The sequence below is a fragment of the Paenibacillus sp. FSL W7-1279 genome (assembly GCF_037969845.1).
Taxonomy (GTDB): domain Bacteria; phylum Bacillota; class Bacilli; order Paenibacillales; family Paenibacillaceae; genus Paenibacillus_AQ.
This window is the reverse complement of record NZ_CP150215.1, coordinates 7,368,851-7,384,409: the sequence shown is the minus strand read 5'-3', so window position 1 is coordinate 7,384,409 and position 15,559 is coordinate 7,368,851. Positions and strand designations below refer to the sequence as shown.

General features: G+C 47.5%; 17 protein-coding genes. 12 read left to right on the top strand and 5 right to left on the bottom strand.

Features of this window, described 5'->3' with window-relative positions:
- Positions 1 to 9: 9 nt before the first annotated feature.
- The 9 genes from MKY82_RS33415 to MKY82_RS33375 all read left to right on the top strand — a co-directional run bounded on the left by MKY82_RS33415 (position 10) and on the right by MKY82_RS33375 (position 8,784).
- A complete protein-coding gene (locus tag MKY82_RS33415; protein WP_339295196.1) occupies positions 10 to 681 on the top strand; it encodes a response regulator transcription factor in 672 nt (223 codons plus the stop codon).
- Positions 669 to 1,775 (top strand): ATP-binding protein, encoded by a 1,107-nt coding sequence (locus MKY82_RS33410; protein ID WP_339295195.1) that lies wholly within the window; start codon positions 669 to 671, stop codon positions 1,773 to 1,775. Before MKY82_RS33415 ends, MKY82_RS33410 begins: the two co-directional genes overlap by 13 nt.
- A 51-nt stretch (positions 1,776 to 1,826) precedes the next feature.
- A complete protein-coding gene (locus tag MKY82_RS33405) occupies positions 1,827 to 3,323 on the top strand; it encodes a serine hydrolase domain-containing protein (protein ID WP_339295194.1) in 1,497 nt (498 codons plus the stop codon).
- 196 nt (positions 3,324 to 3,519) lie between these two features.
- Positions 3,520 to 4,098: a TMEM175 family protein gene (locus MKY82_RS33400; RefSeq protein ID WP_339295193.1), complete on the top strand. Its 579-nt coding sequence runs from the start codon at positions 3,520 to 3,522 to the stop codon at positions 4,096 to 4,098.
- Positions 4,099 to 4,597: 499 nt separating this feature from the next.
- Entirely contained in the window at positions 4,598 to 4,939 is a 342-nt protein-coding gene (locus tag MKY82_RS33395) for a helix-turn-helix transcriptional regulator (protein ID WP_194540210.1), read from the top strand.
- A 401-nt stretch (positions 4,940 to 5,340) separates the two neighbouring features.
- A complete protein-coding gene (locus MKY82_RS33390) occupies positions 5,341 to 6,438 on the top strand; it encodes a glycosyl hydrolase (RefSeq protein ID WP_339296741.1) in 1,098 nt (365 codons plus the stop codon).
- Positions 6,428 to 7,303: a diguanylate cyclase gene (locus tag MKY82_RS33385; protein WP_339220689.1), complete on the top strand. Its 876-nt coding sequence runs from the start codon at positions 6,428 to 6,430 to the stop codon at positions 7,301 to 7,303. Before MKY82_RS33390 ends, MKY82_RS33385 begins: the two co-directional genes overlap by 11 nt.
- Positions 7,304 to 7,346: 43 nt before the next feature.
- Complete coding sequence (locus tag MKY82_RS33380; RefSeq protein WP_220687098.1) at positions 7,347 to 7,490, top strand: hypothetical protein; 144 nt, start codon at positions 7,347 to 7,349, stop codon at positions 7,488 to 7,490.
- A complete protein-coding gene (locus MKY82_RS33375; protein ID WP_220687099.1) occupies positions 7,483 to 8,784 on the top strand; it encodes a glycosyltransferase family 2 protein in 1,302 nt (433 codons plus the stop codon). Before MKY82_RS33380 ends, MKY82_RS33375 begins: the two co-directional genes overlap by 8 nt.
- Positions 8,785 to 8,978: 194 nt before the next feature.
- On the opposite strand, the gene MKY82_RS33370 is transcribed toward MKY82_RS33375, so the two are convergent.
- Complete coding sequence (locus MKY82_RS33370) at positions 8,979 to 10,427, bottom strand: DHA2 family efflux MFS transporter permease subunit (protein WP_220687100.1); 1,449 nt, start codon at positions 10,425 to 10,427, stop codon at positions 8,979 to 8,981.
- Between the two features lie 166 nt (positions 10,428 to 10,593).
- Here MKY82_RS33370 and MKY82_RS33365 point away from each other — a divergent pair, with 166 nt between their 5' ends.
- From MKY82_RS33365 to MKY82_RS33355, 3 genes are all read left to right on the top strand, one after another.
- Entirely contained in the window at positions 10,594 to 11,148 is a 555-nt protein-coding gene (locus MKY82_RS33365; protein ID WP_220687101.1) for a TetR-like C-terminal domain-containing protein, read from the top strand.
- Between the two features lie 130 nt (positions 11,149 to 11,278).
- Complete coding sequence (locus tag MKY82_RS33360; protein WP_267907808.1) at positions 11,279 to 11,407, top strand: hypothetical protein; 129 nt, start codon at positions 11,279 to 11,281, stop codon at positions 11,405 to 11,407.
- A 45-nt stretch (positions 11,408 to 11,452) separates the two neighbouring features.
- Positions 11,453 to 12,229 carry an AAC(3) family N-acetyltransferase gene (locus MKY82_RS33355; protein WP_339295192.1) on the top strand — a complete coding sequence of 259 codons (777 nt, stop codon included), beginning with the start codon at positions 11,453 to 11,455 and terminating at the stop codon, positions 12,227 to 12,229.
- Positions 12,230 to 12,236: 7 nt separating this feature from the next.
- On the opposite strand, the gene MKY82_RS33350 is transcribed toward MKY82_RS33355, so the two are convergent.
- Genes MKY82_RS33350 through MKY82_RS33335 form a run of 4 tightly spaced genes read right to left on the bottom strand, consistent with a single transcriptional unit; the run spans position 12,237 to position 15,531 of the window.
- Entirely contained in the window at positions 12,237 to 13,139 is a 903-nt protein-coding gene (locus MKY82_RS33350; RefSeq protein WP_194540203.1) for a HAMP domain-containing sensor histidine kinase, read from the bottom strand.
- A gap of 5 nt (positions 13,140 to 13,144) precedes the next feature.
- Positions 13,145 to 13,831: a response regulator transcription factor gene (locus MKY82_RS33345; RefSeq protein ID WP_194540202.1), complete on the bottom strand. Its 687-nt coding sequence runs from the start codon at positions 13,829 to 13,831 to the stop codon at positions 13,145 to 13,147.
- Positions 13,832 to 13,841: 10 nt separating this feature from the next.
- Positions 13,842 to 14,621, bottom strand: a complete 780-nt coding sequence (locus MKY82_RS33340) for an ABC transporter permease (RefSeq protein ID WP_194540201.1) — start codon at positions 14,619 to 14,621, stop codon at positions 13,842 to 13,844.
- Positions 14,614 to 15,531 (bottom strand): ATP-binding cassette domain-containing protein, encoded by a 918-nt coding sequence (locus MKY82_RS33335; RefSeq protein ID WP_113057970.1) that lies wholly within the window; start codon positions 15,529 to 15,531, stop codon positions 14,614 to 14,616. Before MKY82_RS33335 ends, MKY82_RS33340 begins: the two co-directional genes overlap by 8 nt.
- Positions 15,532 to 15,559 lie beyond the last annotated feature (28 nt).

Below are 15,559 nucleotides of genomic sequence, written 5' to 3'. Positions count from 1 at the left end.
AGAGGGCTTATGAAAAAGATACTGATCGTAGATGATGAAGCCGATCTGCGCAAACTGCTCACGGATTACTTTGAAATAAACGGCTATTTTGTGATGACTGCGAAGAACAGTAATGAAGCGCTTCGGCAAATTGAAGATCAACCGGATCTTGTGCTGCTGGATATCAATATGCCGGAGCTTGACGGTCTGGAATTATGCAGGAAAATCCGGCATTTTGTGTCCTGTCCGATCCTGTTTCTAACCGCCCGCGGCGAGGATGCGGATAAAATATCGGGATTTCAGGCCGGAGGGGACGACTATATAGCCAAACCTTTCAGTCTTCATGAGCTGGGTGCGAGGGTAGAGGCACATTTGCGCAGGGAGATGCGAAGCCAAACGAAAACGTCCGTAAGGTTTAGCGAAGATTTGGTCATAGATTATTCGGCTCGCGCGCTTTACATCCACGATGTACAAATTCCCTTGGCCAAAAAAGAGTTCGACATTATAGAGCTATTGTCCATGCATCCCGGAATGGTGTTTGACAAAGAGCGCATTTTTGAAAAAGTGTGGGGACTGGACGGCGAAGGCGACAGCGCCGTAATAGCGGAGCATATCAGGCGAATTCGTATCAAATTAAAAGAGCATGGCTGCGGCGACAGGATTGAAACTGTATGGGGAGTGGGTTACAAATGGCGAAAATGATAAACTGGCTGAGCCTGAAGCGGTTAACCTTGCTGCAATCGTTCATCCTATTATGCTGCCTTACGCTCATCGCCGTTCTAGTCGTCATCACATTGGAGTTTAGATGGGCGGAAAGTATACGGTTGCGGTTTGCCGGCTATTCTTCCGTGAACGATTGGTTGCTGCCTTCCCTCGTTGCGGTTGTCCTGTTAACGGTTGCCGTTGGCATCGTCCTGATGGGCAGCTTGTTTTATCGGTGGAAACTGAAAAAACCGCTTGAAATCTTGATGCTGGCATCAGAGAAAATTTCGGCGAACGATTTGGGGTTTCATATTTCTTACGACAGCCGGGATGAGATGGGGGAATTATGCCGTGTATTTGAGAACATGCGCGGTCAGTTGGAGAAGAACCACCAAACGCTCTGGCGATCGGTCGAGGAACGGAAACAACTTAACGCTATTTTTGCTCACGATCTGAGAACGCCCCTATCCGTTCTGAAAGGATACTCCGAGTTTCTGATCGCTTACTTGCCGGAGCGCAAAATATCCGAGGAGAAACTCTTGGACACGATACAAACGATGCAGGCGCATATCGTCCGTCTTGAAAGCTACACGGAGGCGATGAATTCTATTCAGAAGCTGGAGGATATGCCGGTACAGAGCCGTATGATTGAAACGGATGAACTCATCTCCTTGCTGAATGACAGCGCGGGCCAAGTTACCGGACGGAATGGTAAGACTTTCGGTTCATCCATTGCCGCGGAAGCGAACGAAATAACTGTCGATGTCCATTTGGTGATGCAGGTTTTTGAGAATTTGATCGTAAATGCAGCGCGTTATGCCTCTAGTCACGTAAGCGTTCATTATAACGCCGGCAAGGACCTCTTTTCTATAACCGTCGCGGATGACGGCGCAGGTTTTTCCGAAGTGGCGCTCCGCAAGGCTGTACTTCCTTTTTATCGCGGAGAGGTATGGGATGCGAATGAACATCACGGACTAGGGCTTTACATTTGCAAAGTTCTTTGCGAAAAGCATGAGGGTAGTCTGCAGGTAGCCAACGGCCTCCATGGCGGTGGGAACGTAACGGCAAGTTTTTTGTACGGAGTTGATAAATAGTTGAAAAAGATCGATTAGCATTTTCCTTAACATGAATTAAGGAGTGCTAGTATGAGAACCGTAGAGAAAAAAATGTGGCTAGTCTTAAGTTGTTTCCTGCTAATGATGGGCATCCTGGCCAGACCCGCTTCCGCCGTTGAAGTCCGAAGCAAAGCCGAAGTCCAGCAGGAAATCGATCAGTACGTCAAAAAAACGATGAGCGCCAATCATATTCAGGGTGCGGCCCTTGCCATCGTTCATAACGAAGAGGTGTTCTATACGCAAGGATACGGCGCTATGCCAGAGGGCCGTGATATAAACGACCGCACCCCCTTTCCTATTGCTTCGTTAAGCAAATCTTTTACAGCACTGGCTGTCCTTCAACTGGTGGACAATGGACTAATCGAGCTTGATGCGCCGTACGCATCTTATTTCCCCGACCTTGCACCTAAGGACGAGCGCATTCGGGATATTACCGTTCGGGATTTGCTCAACCAGACAAGCGGTCTGAATGACAAGGTGAATCCCGACATGACCCGTTCGTCCCCATATCAATCGCTCCGACAGGTTAACGAGTCGTTGAACACGGTTCAGCTAGCCAATGATCCTGGAGCAGCCTATAGCTACCACAACCCGAACTATCAATATTTGGCTTTGTTGGTCGAAACAACGAGCGGACAGAACTTCTCCGATTACTTGAAGGATCATATCTTTGAGCCTCTGGGGATGAGAGATACCCTTAATGTAAACAACACACGGCAGATCAATGAGAACTCCGCCATTCCGCGGGGACATTATATATTGCTCGGCCATCCTGTAAGCCAGTCTGAACCTTCTTGGTTCGTTGACGGGCCCGCCGGTATGATTTCGACAGCCGAAGATATGGCCAAGTGGATGCTCGCCCAATATAATGGCAGGCTTCTTACGCCAGAGCTGATGGAGCAGTACCATACGGCCGGACAGAACGGCCCGTATGGAATGGGGTGGCTTGCGGAAGAAGATGAGCAAGGGGGCCGGACGATTTCCCATAGCGGAATTTTATGGACGTATAAGGCGGAAGAGACGATCTATTTGGATCAGCGGCTGGGCATTGCGATGATGTTTGACTCCGGTTTAAACGCCTTTGTCGATTATTCGGCGTTTGTCGACGGAATCGCAAAGATTATGAAGGGAGAAAAGACCGAATCGACGATTGTCAACAGCAAAAACATGGAGGCGGTTATGATTCTGCTGGTGCTTGCGACGATTGCTTGGGGGATATATAGGCTCTATCGGATCCATCGAAGCAAAAAGGCCATGACAACCGGGAAATGGATTGTTTCATTAGCCGGAGGACTGCTGCCTATCTTGATTCTTCTGTTTCTGTCGCCGTTAGCTACATTTATTGGCGCCGGGCGAGTATTGCCTTGGTATGGACTATGGACTGCCATGTCATCGCTGATCATATGGCTGGTTGTATTATCGCTTGTGAATGTAACGGTTATGGTATGCCGTTTCAGGTTATATTACCGGGCGAGGAAGATGAAGGGAATAACAATCTCACCTTATCCAGAAAACCCTTCAAGATAACCCTGCGCAACCATAGGTGAGGGCTAGAAGTTCACATTTTTACCCGTGCAAAGGTCATTTCCCCAAATTCAGGTGAAAAGTAGCTAGACTCAGGACAAACGATCTCTATAATGGACATTATAGATCTCATCGAACCAGGTGGGAGGCAACCCTGGGGACTGGGACAACATGAAGCGAGGGGAATAGGTGAGACGCATTGAAAGCAAACCGGATGGAAGCATTCAGCGATGGCGTGCTGGCCATTATTATTACGATCATGGTGCTGGAATTCAAAGTGCCGGAAGGCCATGACTGGCACGCGCTAATCGAGCTTGGCCCGAAAGTTGTCAGCTATATCTTCAGTTTCGTGTATATCGGCATCTACTGGAACAATCATCATCATCTGTTGCATATGGTTCGAACAATGAACGGGCGGTTGATGTGGCTTAACTTGCTGCTTCTCTTCTGGCTATCCCTTGTGCCGTTCACGACGGCTTGGATGGGGGAAAGCCATTTTGCACCTACTCCGACAGCGCTGTACGGTATTATTCTACTACTAGCGGCGTTATCATACTGGCTGCTTCAGCATATGATTATGAACCAGCACTCCGGTGATTCCTCATTCGTCGCAGCGATGGGTAAAGATTGGAAGGGGAAACTATCTCCTTTACTCTACTTGACTGCTGCCTTGACCGCATACGTGAGTGTTTGGATATCCGGTTTCTTTTTCGTGCTCGTTGCCGTGATCTGGTTCATGCCGGATAAGCGAATCGAGCATGTCCTGAGAAGCCGCTAAAAAAAGTTCTTCGATTCTCGCATAAAAGCGGGCTTCGAAGAACTTTTTTGGTTGATAGAGCGGATTTTTTTGAAAACTCGATAATATCTCTAAGGTTTTATGAATCACGGCTTATTTCACATGGCTATGCATTAATAGCACTGAAATATAGAAAGTTTCTTTTTCAACAATAAGTTCTGTATGCGCCACACTGTAATGGGTACCTTCCATCGTTATTCCGTTTACTAATTTTGTGATACGAAGAAATTCTCCAACTTCGGATACGTAAATATCCGTCGTTGAGTTGTCAGGGAATATACATAGCACTCTAATGGGACTCATTCCTTTCTTAAAGCTCCATGTAGCCTTATTTCGGGCCATTGAGTTATATTTTTTTGGAAAAAGGGCAATCTTATTATAACAATTTAAAATCCCTATAGGGTATTTTTTTAAAAATTAAACACTATAGTATCTTGGAGTAATGATATGGCTGGTCTATGGTTTGCTTAGGGTGATCGCTGTGAGTGATTTGATGAAGATGGTAGGGGAAGGCATTCGGCACTTCCGAAAACTACGTGGACTAAGCCAGGAGGAGCTTGCAAGTAAGGCTGAGGTACACGAAACTTATATTGGTAAGCTGGAGCGTTCCGAAAAAGTTTGTTCCATTGTGGTACTGAATAAAATTGCGAATGCGCTCGATCTTTCGATGGTGGAGTTTTTTAATTATATCCAGCCTGTTAGCGAAGAGGCGAGCAAGTCTACACTTGCAGAAATTGTGAACAAGCTCCGAAGCAGAAGCGAAAATGAGCAAAAAAAGATATTGAAAGTCATCGACGCAATGTTGGACGATCAGTTGAATTAAGCGGGAAATCATTAGACCGCCGAAATTTGGCTTAGTTGAAAATAGACTGTTATGAGTAAGGAAGGAGCTGCCGAGGCATGCTCCTTCCTTATTATTTCCAATCAACACATTAAGTTAGATTTCTTGGTCGAGATGCTTCTTTTACCGGTCCTCAAATACCTGTTGCTTAACTCATCTGTTCGTATCAGTACCCAAAGACAATGTTCAATAACTGAAAATGGCTAAAAAGACCGAGCCTCCAGGCTCGGTCTTTTTAATGCTTTCCTACAAGCTCCTAACCTGTACAGTTTTTGTACAGAATGGAATGATACAATTCGCGAGGGGGTTAGAACTCTAGGTGCAGATGCTCTTTTTGGCATATGGGTTTACTCCTGAGTGAATGGAGGTTATGCGGTTTGAACATGCGAAGTGGACACAAAGTCTTATGGATAGGGCTTGCTATATTGTTAAGCGCCGCCTTGGGAATCGGGGGATACTTGATCCAAGCCAAGGGGGATATTTCAACGAAACGTTTTATTACGATGAACATGACCAACCCGAATGGCACGCTGGCTACCTATTTACAGGAAGCTCAGTCGGTCAATCCTGAATTGGCAGCAGGGCGAGAGGCGCTCTCCGAATCTCTTGGGTTTTGGATGCAGGCAGCGCTGGAAAGCCGCGATCTTGCCGAGTTTGAGAAGAGTTATGACATATTAACCCGCTATTTTATAGCGGATCGCCATTATATTGCGTGGAAACTCAATCCCGAAGGAAAGGCCCAAGTCAGCACGAACGCGCTTGGCGACGATTTGCGGATTATCGGGGCTCTGCTGGAAGGTGCCCGGATATGGAAGGGCCATTCCGAATGGAAGGAGACAGCCGGGGAGCTTTCTGAAACCTTGCTAAACAGGTCCCAAAATAACGGGTATCTGGTGGATTTCTACGATTTCTCCAGGCAGGAAATGCCCGATACGCTGAGTCTGCCCTATGTGGATCTCCCGGCACTACAAGGGCTCCTGCAAGAAGGACTACTGGAAGAGGAAACGTACATTCGATATCATTCCCTGCTTCGGAACATGCCGGATGACGGTGTGTTCTATCCCAAGTCCTTTAATGTAGTGACCAGGGAGTATACCTATGAAGCTAAGGTGAATTTAATCGATCAGCTGCTGATTGCGATGTATGCCGGGGAAACGGGAAGGGACCAAGCGCCGCTGCACCAATTTCTGAAGAAGGAGTTCGGGCAGGCGGGGAAATTGGCGGGACAGTATACACGGGCCGACCGAAAGGCTGCGGTAAATTACGAGTCTCCGTCGGTGTATGGCCTTGCGATCAACTTTGCGCTTCAAAGGGGAGACAGGCCATTTGCAGCAAAACTGTACAAACGGATGCAAACCTTCAAGGGAAAGGACGCACGTTATCCCGGAGGATATGTATTCGGAAAAAATACGCATATTTTTGATAACTTGCTTCCTTTATTAGGCGAATATGCTTTTCAACGAGGTGGACATGGAAAATAAAAAATTGATCCAGCGCATGGTCTGGGGATACGTACTGCTGATTGGTTTAGCGCTCCTGCAGGAGCTGCTGCTCTATATTAATGTCTTTAGAGACTCGTCTTTTACGCTGCTTGAACTGGGATTCAGTGTCGGATGCCTTGCGGCTCTGCTGCTCGGTTTCTTGGTTCCTCCCGGGGTCTCTGTCGTTAGTATTTTTGTTTATATCGTTGCTTATTTTGTATGGCTTACGACGTATGCCGAGGTCGATGTGCTGTCCATCTCCTGGCTATGGCTGCTGCCGGCCAACGTGGCCGCGGCCACATTTATCAAATCCGGGCTGATTCGCAATAAACGGCTGATGGAGCGGCTTGAGGAGCTGCAGCGAAGGAACCCGGAAGTGGACTTGGCAACCTCGCTGGGCAATAAGGGAGCCTTTAAAGAAACGCTGATCAAGCAGTCCAACTTGGCCAATCGTTATTCGGATACGTATAACTTCTGCCTGGCCATGTTTAAAATCGAATTTCTGCCGATGGTGCGGGAATCCCTCGGTTCTCAAGGCTACGCTCAGCTGCTCGCTTCCTTATCAGAAGGGATACGGAATCATATTCGTTACGAGGATTACAAGTTTGGCCTTGATGAGGGGCGATTTGTCGTGCTGCTCCCCATGACGAACCAGGAGTATCTAAAGGCATTGACGGACCGGATCAAGCACGCGCTGATGGACATGCCGTTCCAGGACCGGAAAGGCGGGGAGCTGAAGCTGGTAATCCGTACGGGAGCGCTGGTGTTTGCTAAGGAGCAGTTCAGTAAATATGAAGATGCGGATGCTGTCATTGCCGCACTCGAACGCAATACGGAGACCGATTTGATCGGAGAGTATATATAAATCATGGCCAATATATTTAGTTAAGCGGCAGGAGGAGGAAGAAATGTCTTACAGCGAATGGTTTATTCCGCTTTGCAAAATCATCAGCCTGATGTTTACCCTTGCGGTACTGGGGCTGTTCATTGCAACGATGGCCCTTCGAGTTCGCGTACATCGAAAATACGACCGGAGGAAGATTCGTGGCTGACTTATTATTAATGTTTTGTATTGTTAGCATTTGGGCTGCCGTGTTGGAGTCGATCCTGATTATGGGGGGAGCGGTCCGGTTTATTTTCAGGCAGAGCCGTAGGGAGTGGACCATTCCTGATGTGGATGAGATGGAGCATTTCCCTAAGGTAACCGTCATGGTGCCTGCGCACAATGAAGAATTGGTGATCGCGGCAACGGCGGAAAATATTTTGCGGCTTAATTACCCGAAGGATAAGGTGCAGCTCATTGTCATTGCCGATAACTGCAGTGATGATACTGCCGGTAAATTGAAGGCTTTGAGAAGCAAGGAAGCGTATCGAGATCGGGATTTTATGATCTTTGAACGTACAGGAACGGGCGGCAAGTCCGGAGCGCTTAATGATGCGCTGGAGTATGCGAAGAACGAGTGGATTTGTATCTTTGACGCGGATGCGGCACCGGAGCGGAACGCCTTGTACTTCTTAATCGAAAAAGCAATGGAAGACCCTGAAACCTACGGAGCGGTATTTGGACGGAACAAGGCCAGAAACCGCGGGCAGAATTTCCTCTCCAAATGCATTAATCTCGAGCTTGTGACCGCGCAGCGAATCTATCATACCGGATTGTGGGAGCTGTTTAAGCTGGGGACGATTCCGGGAACGAATTTTATTGTGAAAACGGAGCTGATGCGCGAGATCGGCGGCTGGGATACGGAGGCCATTACAGAGGATACGGCCATCTCGTTCGAGATTATGACAAGGGGACAACTGATCGCCCTGGCACCTCAGGCGGAAGCTTATCAGCAGGAGCCGGAGCAGCTCAGCGTGTATTTGAAGCAGCGGGAACGATGGGCCAAGGGGAATTTTTCGGTCGTGATCGAGAACATCCATCATTTGTTTAATCGGTCAAGCTGGCGGATCAAGCTGCAAGTGCTGTACTACGCGGCGAGTTATTTCTGGTTTTTATTATCCATTATCGTGTCGGATATCATCATCGTTGTCAACTTGGCCTACTGGGTGATTGCGCTGTTCAATCCGGATGTGGTGTCACCGTTCCAGTTTGCCGATGATGTATACGTCTACCTGATGGTGGCTTGGGGATTGATGTATTACCTATTTGTGCTGCAGATTAATCTGGCGCTGGCAACCGATGTCGGGCAAAGCACAACCCAGAATTTCATTCTGTCCTGCCTATCGTATTTCACGTATGCTCAGCTATTTCTGCTCATTTCCCTGCGCGCGCTCTATTCGTTTGTTGTAGACAAAGTAACAGGGAGAAAAGCCAAGTGGTACAAAACGCAGCGATTTGGATAGGGGAAACGATCCCGGTTCGGAAGAGGATCGGCGAACGTAGGGTTGAAAAGGCGAGCGATTTCGGATTTACACTATTTCAAATGTCATGGTTAAACCTAGCGTCAAATCATAGGAAAAGCCACTCCTATTAAGGAATGGCTTTTTTTGTTCATATCCTGCTGCACGGATAGTTCGTCAAAGGACCTTGTTGCTAACTACGATTGCTTTTGTTCGATCTTGGTTTTGTTTTTCATAGGCATAAAAAATGTGATAACAAATGCGATGACGGCCAGAATCATCATGAAGGAATAGGCGTCGCTTGCCCCTATGATGGATGTAAGGGATTTAAGGAGCTCAGCAGTCGTTGTAGGATTGTTCTGCATCACATCAGCTGCATGGCTTGTTGCCTGCACGGTATAAATCGTAATCACGACGGCAGTACCAATGGCGCCGGCAATTTGGCGAACGGTATTATTCACCGCGGTACCGTGCGTACCGAGGTGTTTGGGCAGTGCATTGAGTCCGGCCGTATTGAGTGGCATGGTGATGAAGCTTAATCCGATTCGCAAGCAAATGGTACGAATCATCAAATACATATACGTGGTTGACTCAGATAAATCTGTTACCGCCCACATCGATGGAATAATAAACAGCAAACCAATGATGAACAGCGGCCTCGCACCGAAACGGTCATATAACCTGCCGGTGACCGGTGACATCAGCGCATTGACAACCGCACCCGGCAATAAGAGCAGTCCTGCATCGAATGCCGTAAAACCGCGACCATCCTGCAGATAAATAGGCAGTAAGATCATGTCCGCGTACATCAACATCGTGACTAATACGTTAATAAGAGACGTTAACGTAAAGATTTTGTTTTTGAAGACAGACAGGTTCAACAGGGGATCATCGGACCTGACTTGCCGCATACAGAATATGGCCGTGACCACGATCCCGATGGCTAAGGACAGGATGACCATGGCATCGTCCCAGCCTTTACTGCCTGCACTGCTGAAGCCGTATAAAATAAAGCCGAATCCAACGGTTGATAGAAGAACGCTGCCTACATCAAGCTTCGACTTGGCCGCTTCGGAGACATTGACCAAATACTTGAATGCCAATGCGATGACCATGATGACAAGCGGGATGAGACCGATAAATAACCACCGCCAAGAGTGGTATTCGACAATAAATCCCGAGAGCGTCGGGCCGATGGCCGGAGCGAAAATCATGGCCAGTCCCAGCAGTCCCATAGCGCTGCCGCGTTTTTCCACGGGAAAGATGGCGAGCACAACACTCATCATGAGCGGCATGACAATTCCCGCACCGGCAGCTTGAATCATCCGTCCTAACATGAGCACAACAAAGCTTGGTGCCGCCGCGCAGATGATTGAACCGATTAATAAAAACAACATGGCGCTTATAAATAATTGACGCGTAGTAAAGCGTTTCATTAAATAGGCCGTAATCGGGATCAATATCCCGTTAACCAGCATAAACCCCGTTGAAATCCATTGTACGGTGGCTGCCGTGACATCAAATACACCCATTAGATTGCTCAAGGCTACATTTAACAGCGTCTGATTGAGCGTGGATAAGAAACAACCAAGGATCAAGATGGTTAGTAATATCCCTTTATTTATTTTCTTTATGTCTTCTTGCATGGTGCTGTCCTCTCTTCATTGCTTTTTCGACATAGTGTCAATAAAATATATCTTATCAGCATCGAAGAGTGATTCCTATTTGCAATTCTGCTGAAATTGTCGACTAAACGACAGAACGGGAAGATCGGTCGATGAAGTGACAAATAAACGATAATCGAGGGATGACATGCCTGAACATAAAAGGATGGATCCACGAGCCATTCGCTCCAAAAAGCTGCTGAAGCAGGCCGTTTTTTCATTACTGGCCGACAATCTGGAAATCTCTCAATTGACCGTCCGAAAAATTGCAACTCGCGCAGAGCTAAATCGTGCCACGTTTTATTTGCATTATGAGGATATTAACGATTTGCTGCGTCAGATCGTGCATGAGATCTTTGACGACCTGTCCATGAAAGTCGAGCCGCTATTACAAGTGAAGAGCCGAAACGAACGGGAGAAGCTGATTGCATTTTTAAATTATTTTTATGAATACCGGAAAATTTTCGCTGTATTGGTTGAGCATACGGGCTTCAAAACCCACTTGTCGAACCTGTTGAAAAATACGATCAAACAACGCAGAGACGCAAGAAACATCCATTCCACAAGTCGAGTTGCCTCCGTTGATATTGTGGCATCATCACTTCTCGGGATTATTATGTGGTGGATTAAGGATGGTACCGAGCATAGCGCAGAATATATAGCGGATCAAATTACCCTGATGTATAGAAGAAAGTATTTGTAACCGATTAGGCGTAAAGAGGCGAAGCTGGCAACTTTGGAACCAATATTCATAGAAACATTGAAAATATCCCCACCCCTCTATATCATGGACGTATCTTAAGTAAAAAGCCTATCCAATGGAGAGTTGATGGGTGATCACCATTTATGAGGAACAGCGGCAAGGAGCTGCGGCGCACACGGTCGAGCATGCTCATGCATCGCTTCAGCAATTATTAACCGATACATCCGCCGAGCTGCACTGGGAAATCATCGAAAAATAATAGTGGCAGCCAGATTTTGATATCCTGGCGTGGAAGGAGAAGAACATGTATACATGGGAAAGCTTAATGAAGCAATTAGAGCAGCTGGGCATTGACGGCAAAGGGACGTTGTTGGTCCACTCTTCGATGAAGAGTATGGGGCCGGTCGAGGGTGGCGCGGACACGGTTCTCGATGCACTCACAGCGTATATGAAAGAAGGGCTGCTGGTGCTGCCCACCCACACGTGGTCTTATATCAATGCGGATAATCCGAAATTTTACGTGGATCAGTCACCTTCTTGTGTCGGGATCTTACCCGAGCTTTTCCGCAAACGGCCTGGTGTGGTGCGTTCGCTGCACCCTACTCATTCCGTGGCGGCATTGGGTCAGGATGCCAAAGCGTTCACAAACGACGATCATCGTTTCGACACGCCATGCGCTAGAGGTTCTGCCTGGGGGAAGCTGCTCGACCGAAGGGCGACCATCTTGTTAGTTGGGGTCGATTTAAAGCGCAACACTTTTATTCATGGAGTCGAAGAGTGGGTGGACATTCCGGGCAGGTTAACGGATGATCATGAGAAGCTGTACACGGTTTTACCGGATGGAACGGAAATCCCGGTGCCTTCCCGCAGACATTGCGGGTTATCGTGGTCGGAACATTTCTGGAAGGTCGATGAGGTTCTGGAAAGTCGGGGCGCGATGCATAAGGGGCATCTTGGCGATGCCGTTGTCCGGGTATGCGATGCGGCCGCGGTGGCGGATGTCATTACGGACATGCTTAAGGACAATCCGGATTTGTTCTCGGACAATCATCCCTTGGACCATACAATGAATAAGGTTTAGATCAAATTTAACTTCGATGGATGGGAAGACGGATGTTAAGGATAAACCAGCCGTCCTGCAGCGCGGCATCCATTTTCCCGTTCATCTTCTCAACTAACTGTTTAGACAGATAAAGGCCGATCCCGCTGGATTCCGTGTTCGTTCTGCTGGCGACCTCGGTATAGAAACGCGTAAATACCTTCTCAATGGCAACTTTGCTGTCGGGTTTGATATCGTTTTTAACGCTAAGTATTAGATCGTTGCCCTCATCCCGGTAACGGATCACAGCTTGACTGTTGGCATAACGAAGGATATTTTGAACGATATTTTGGATGACACGCGTCATCAATAACGGGTCTGCAATGATATGACGGTCATGGGTTGGTTCGGGAAATTGGAGATCAATCTGCTTTTCCTCAAATTGTTCATAGAAGGACAAGAAGATTTCTTCAGCCAGGTTGGAGAGAGATAGGGAAGACCATGCCAGTTCCTTTTGATTCATTTCAATGCGTGCCAGGTCGTAAAAGTGGTCGGTCATTTCTATCAGACGCCGTACAGAATGTTCGATAATCTTAAGATATTGCGCCTTCTTTGTCTCATCTGTGGCTGCATGGAAAAGCTGAACATAGCCGTGGATGGATGTGAGGGGCGTCCGTAAATCATGAGAGAGCCCTGCGATGGATAGCTTCACATTCTCTTCCATCCGCTTAGCCTCACGATTTTTTTCTTCAAATGCATCGATCATCTGATTCAATTCATCGACCAGCTCCATGATTGCCTTTTGGCGAAAATCTACATAAAGTCTGGAGCCATAGCTGGCGTTCGTTGGAATCTCTTGGACCGCATGTTTTAATTTCCCCAGTTCCCGCTTTAAGAAATAAATATAAAGAAGAAACGCAAAGGCCAGGAAGACAAAGATCCATCCCCACATCCCATTCACGTCCCTTCCTCTGAATCGAATTTGAAGCCGATACCCCATACGGTCTTAATGTAATTCGTGTCATCCAGGTTCAGCTTGTTCCTTAAATTGCTGATATGCATGTTAATCGTTTTATCGCTGCCCCAAAATGGCTCGTTCCACACACTTTCGTAGATATTGGCGCGGCTGAATACTTTTTGCGGGTGCTCTAAGAATAACAGAAGTATGGCGTACTCCCGTCCAGTAAGATGAACCGCCTGTTCATTGATTGTCACTTCACGCGTGTCTAGGTTTACGCTGATATTCTTGTAACGGATTTCATCCATAGGGCCGGCTGAAGCTTTGGCTGCATGGCGCAATTGGATGTGAATTCGTGCAAGCAGTTCCTTCACATCAAAAGGCTTCGTGATGTAATCATCGGCCCCGTGCGTCAAAAGCTCCAATTTCGAATGCTGATCATTTTTTGCGGAGATCACAATTACGGGCGTGTTTGAATTTTGCCGAATGTGCTCCAGAAGTTCATCTCCATCCATCCCCGGCAGCATCAAATCCAGGAGAACCAGATCAACCTGATGGTGCTCAAACAGCAGCTTCCCTTCTGTTCCGGAATAGGCGCTTTGCGTTTGAAAACCATGCAGCTCCAAGGCTTCCTTGATGAGTGAATGAATGGCTGTATCGTCTTCAATGATTAATATCGCTGGCATACATATCGACCTACTTTATGTCAGTTCGTGTAAACCGAAGAATTCCTATAGCTGATGATAACACGATCGTGATGAGACTGACCAATATCATCTCAGGGAACTTGCCGATATCCGCCGATTTGGCGAAATCGGAATAGAACAAGAAGGATAACGAAAACCAGTAGGTGAGCTGCTTGAAATGCTCGGTTTGCAGGAAGATGGGTGCGCCAAAGCCAGTCGCAATCGTATAAATAAAAGTCCAAATCAGCGAGATGCCGCTATTTTTGGTTAAGAAGCTAATCATCATATAGATCGATACGTTAGACAGAATTAATACGTACAGCGTGAGAAACGCTTGGATCGCATAGCTGAAGTAATGGTTAATCCCGGCAACTTCGCCGAAACCAAACGCGATGGAAAAGCTGACCATGCCAAGCGCGGTCAATATGATGACACCAACGAGCGAGAGGAGCGCGGCTACCACCAATTTTGACAAATAATAATGCGTGCGGCTGCGTCCTAAAGAAAGCGCATTTCGAATCGTCCCATTCTGAAATTCTTCCCCAATCAAGAAACTGATAAAAGCGCCAATGACGAGTAAAATCGTTAATCCATTCTTCTCGATCATCAGAATGCCTGTCGCTCCATTAATGACGGTATCAACGGGCTGGACGAGCTCGTTGCCATAATGCACGGCCGTCAGGCTATTTGCGACCTGGAAGATCGGAAGCAAAGATAAAATGCCCAGGACGATCCATAGTTTTTTGCTTCGGCGCAATTTGATTTTTTCGGCGGTTAGCAGATTAAGCATGGGGGGCACCTCCTGTTAATTGCAAGAAATAATCCTCGAGTTTTTGTCGGGTTGTACCGATTCGCAAAACGTTCACGTCAGCCAAAACCAGCGAGCGGTTGATGGCGGCAACGTCATCGAGGCGTTCGTAGATATTAATTTCGGTTCCGTTGATGACTTCATAGTCCCGGATCCCTAGATCGTCCAACACCACGACGGCGGAATGGACTTCCGTTGTCTCCAGTTCAATGTATTGGCGAGTTTCGTTTGCCAGCTCCTCTCGTGAAAATTCACGGATAAGTTTTCCGTCATGCAAAATCCCGTAATGCGTAGCCACCTGTGAAAGCTCATCCAGCAAATGACTGGATAGCAAGACGGTCATCCCGCGTTCGGTCACCAGCCGCTGAATGATTTCGCGCATTTCAACCATTCCTGACGGATCGAGACCGTTCGTCGGCTCGTCCAGGATCAAGAACTCGGGGTTCGTAATCAGGGTGGAAGCAATCGCCAGCCGTTGGCGCATGCCTAAGGAGAAGTTCTTGGCTCTCTTCTTGCCGGTATTCCCCAGGTTCATCAAGCGAAGCAAATCGTCGATTTCGCGTTCGCTTACGCCGCCGTTTGCCGCTTGGACTTGCAGATTCTCCCGAGCCGTTAATTCCGGATAAAGTGCCGGCGTTTCAATGGATTGCCCCATTTTTCTTCGTGCACGCTGCAATCCCTGATTGCCTGTTGCTCCAAACAGTTCGATGCTGCCCTCGTTAATGGTGATGAGTCCCATGATGATGCGCATAAACGTTGATTTTCCCGCACCATTCTCCCCGATCAAGCCGTAGATCATCCCGCGCTTAATCTCGATTGATACTTTATCAAGGGCTTTGTGTTTGCCGTATATTTTGGATATGTTTGCTGCTTTCAGAATGGTATCCGACATCCGTGATCATCCTTTCGATGTTGATGAG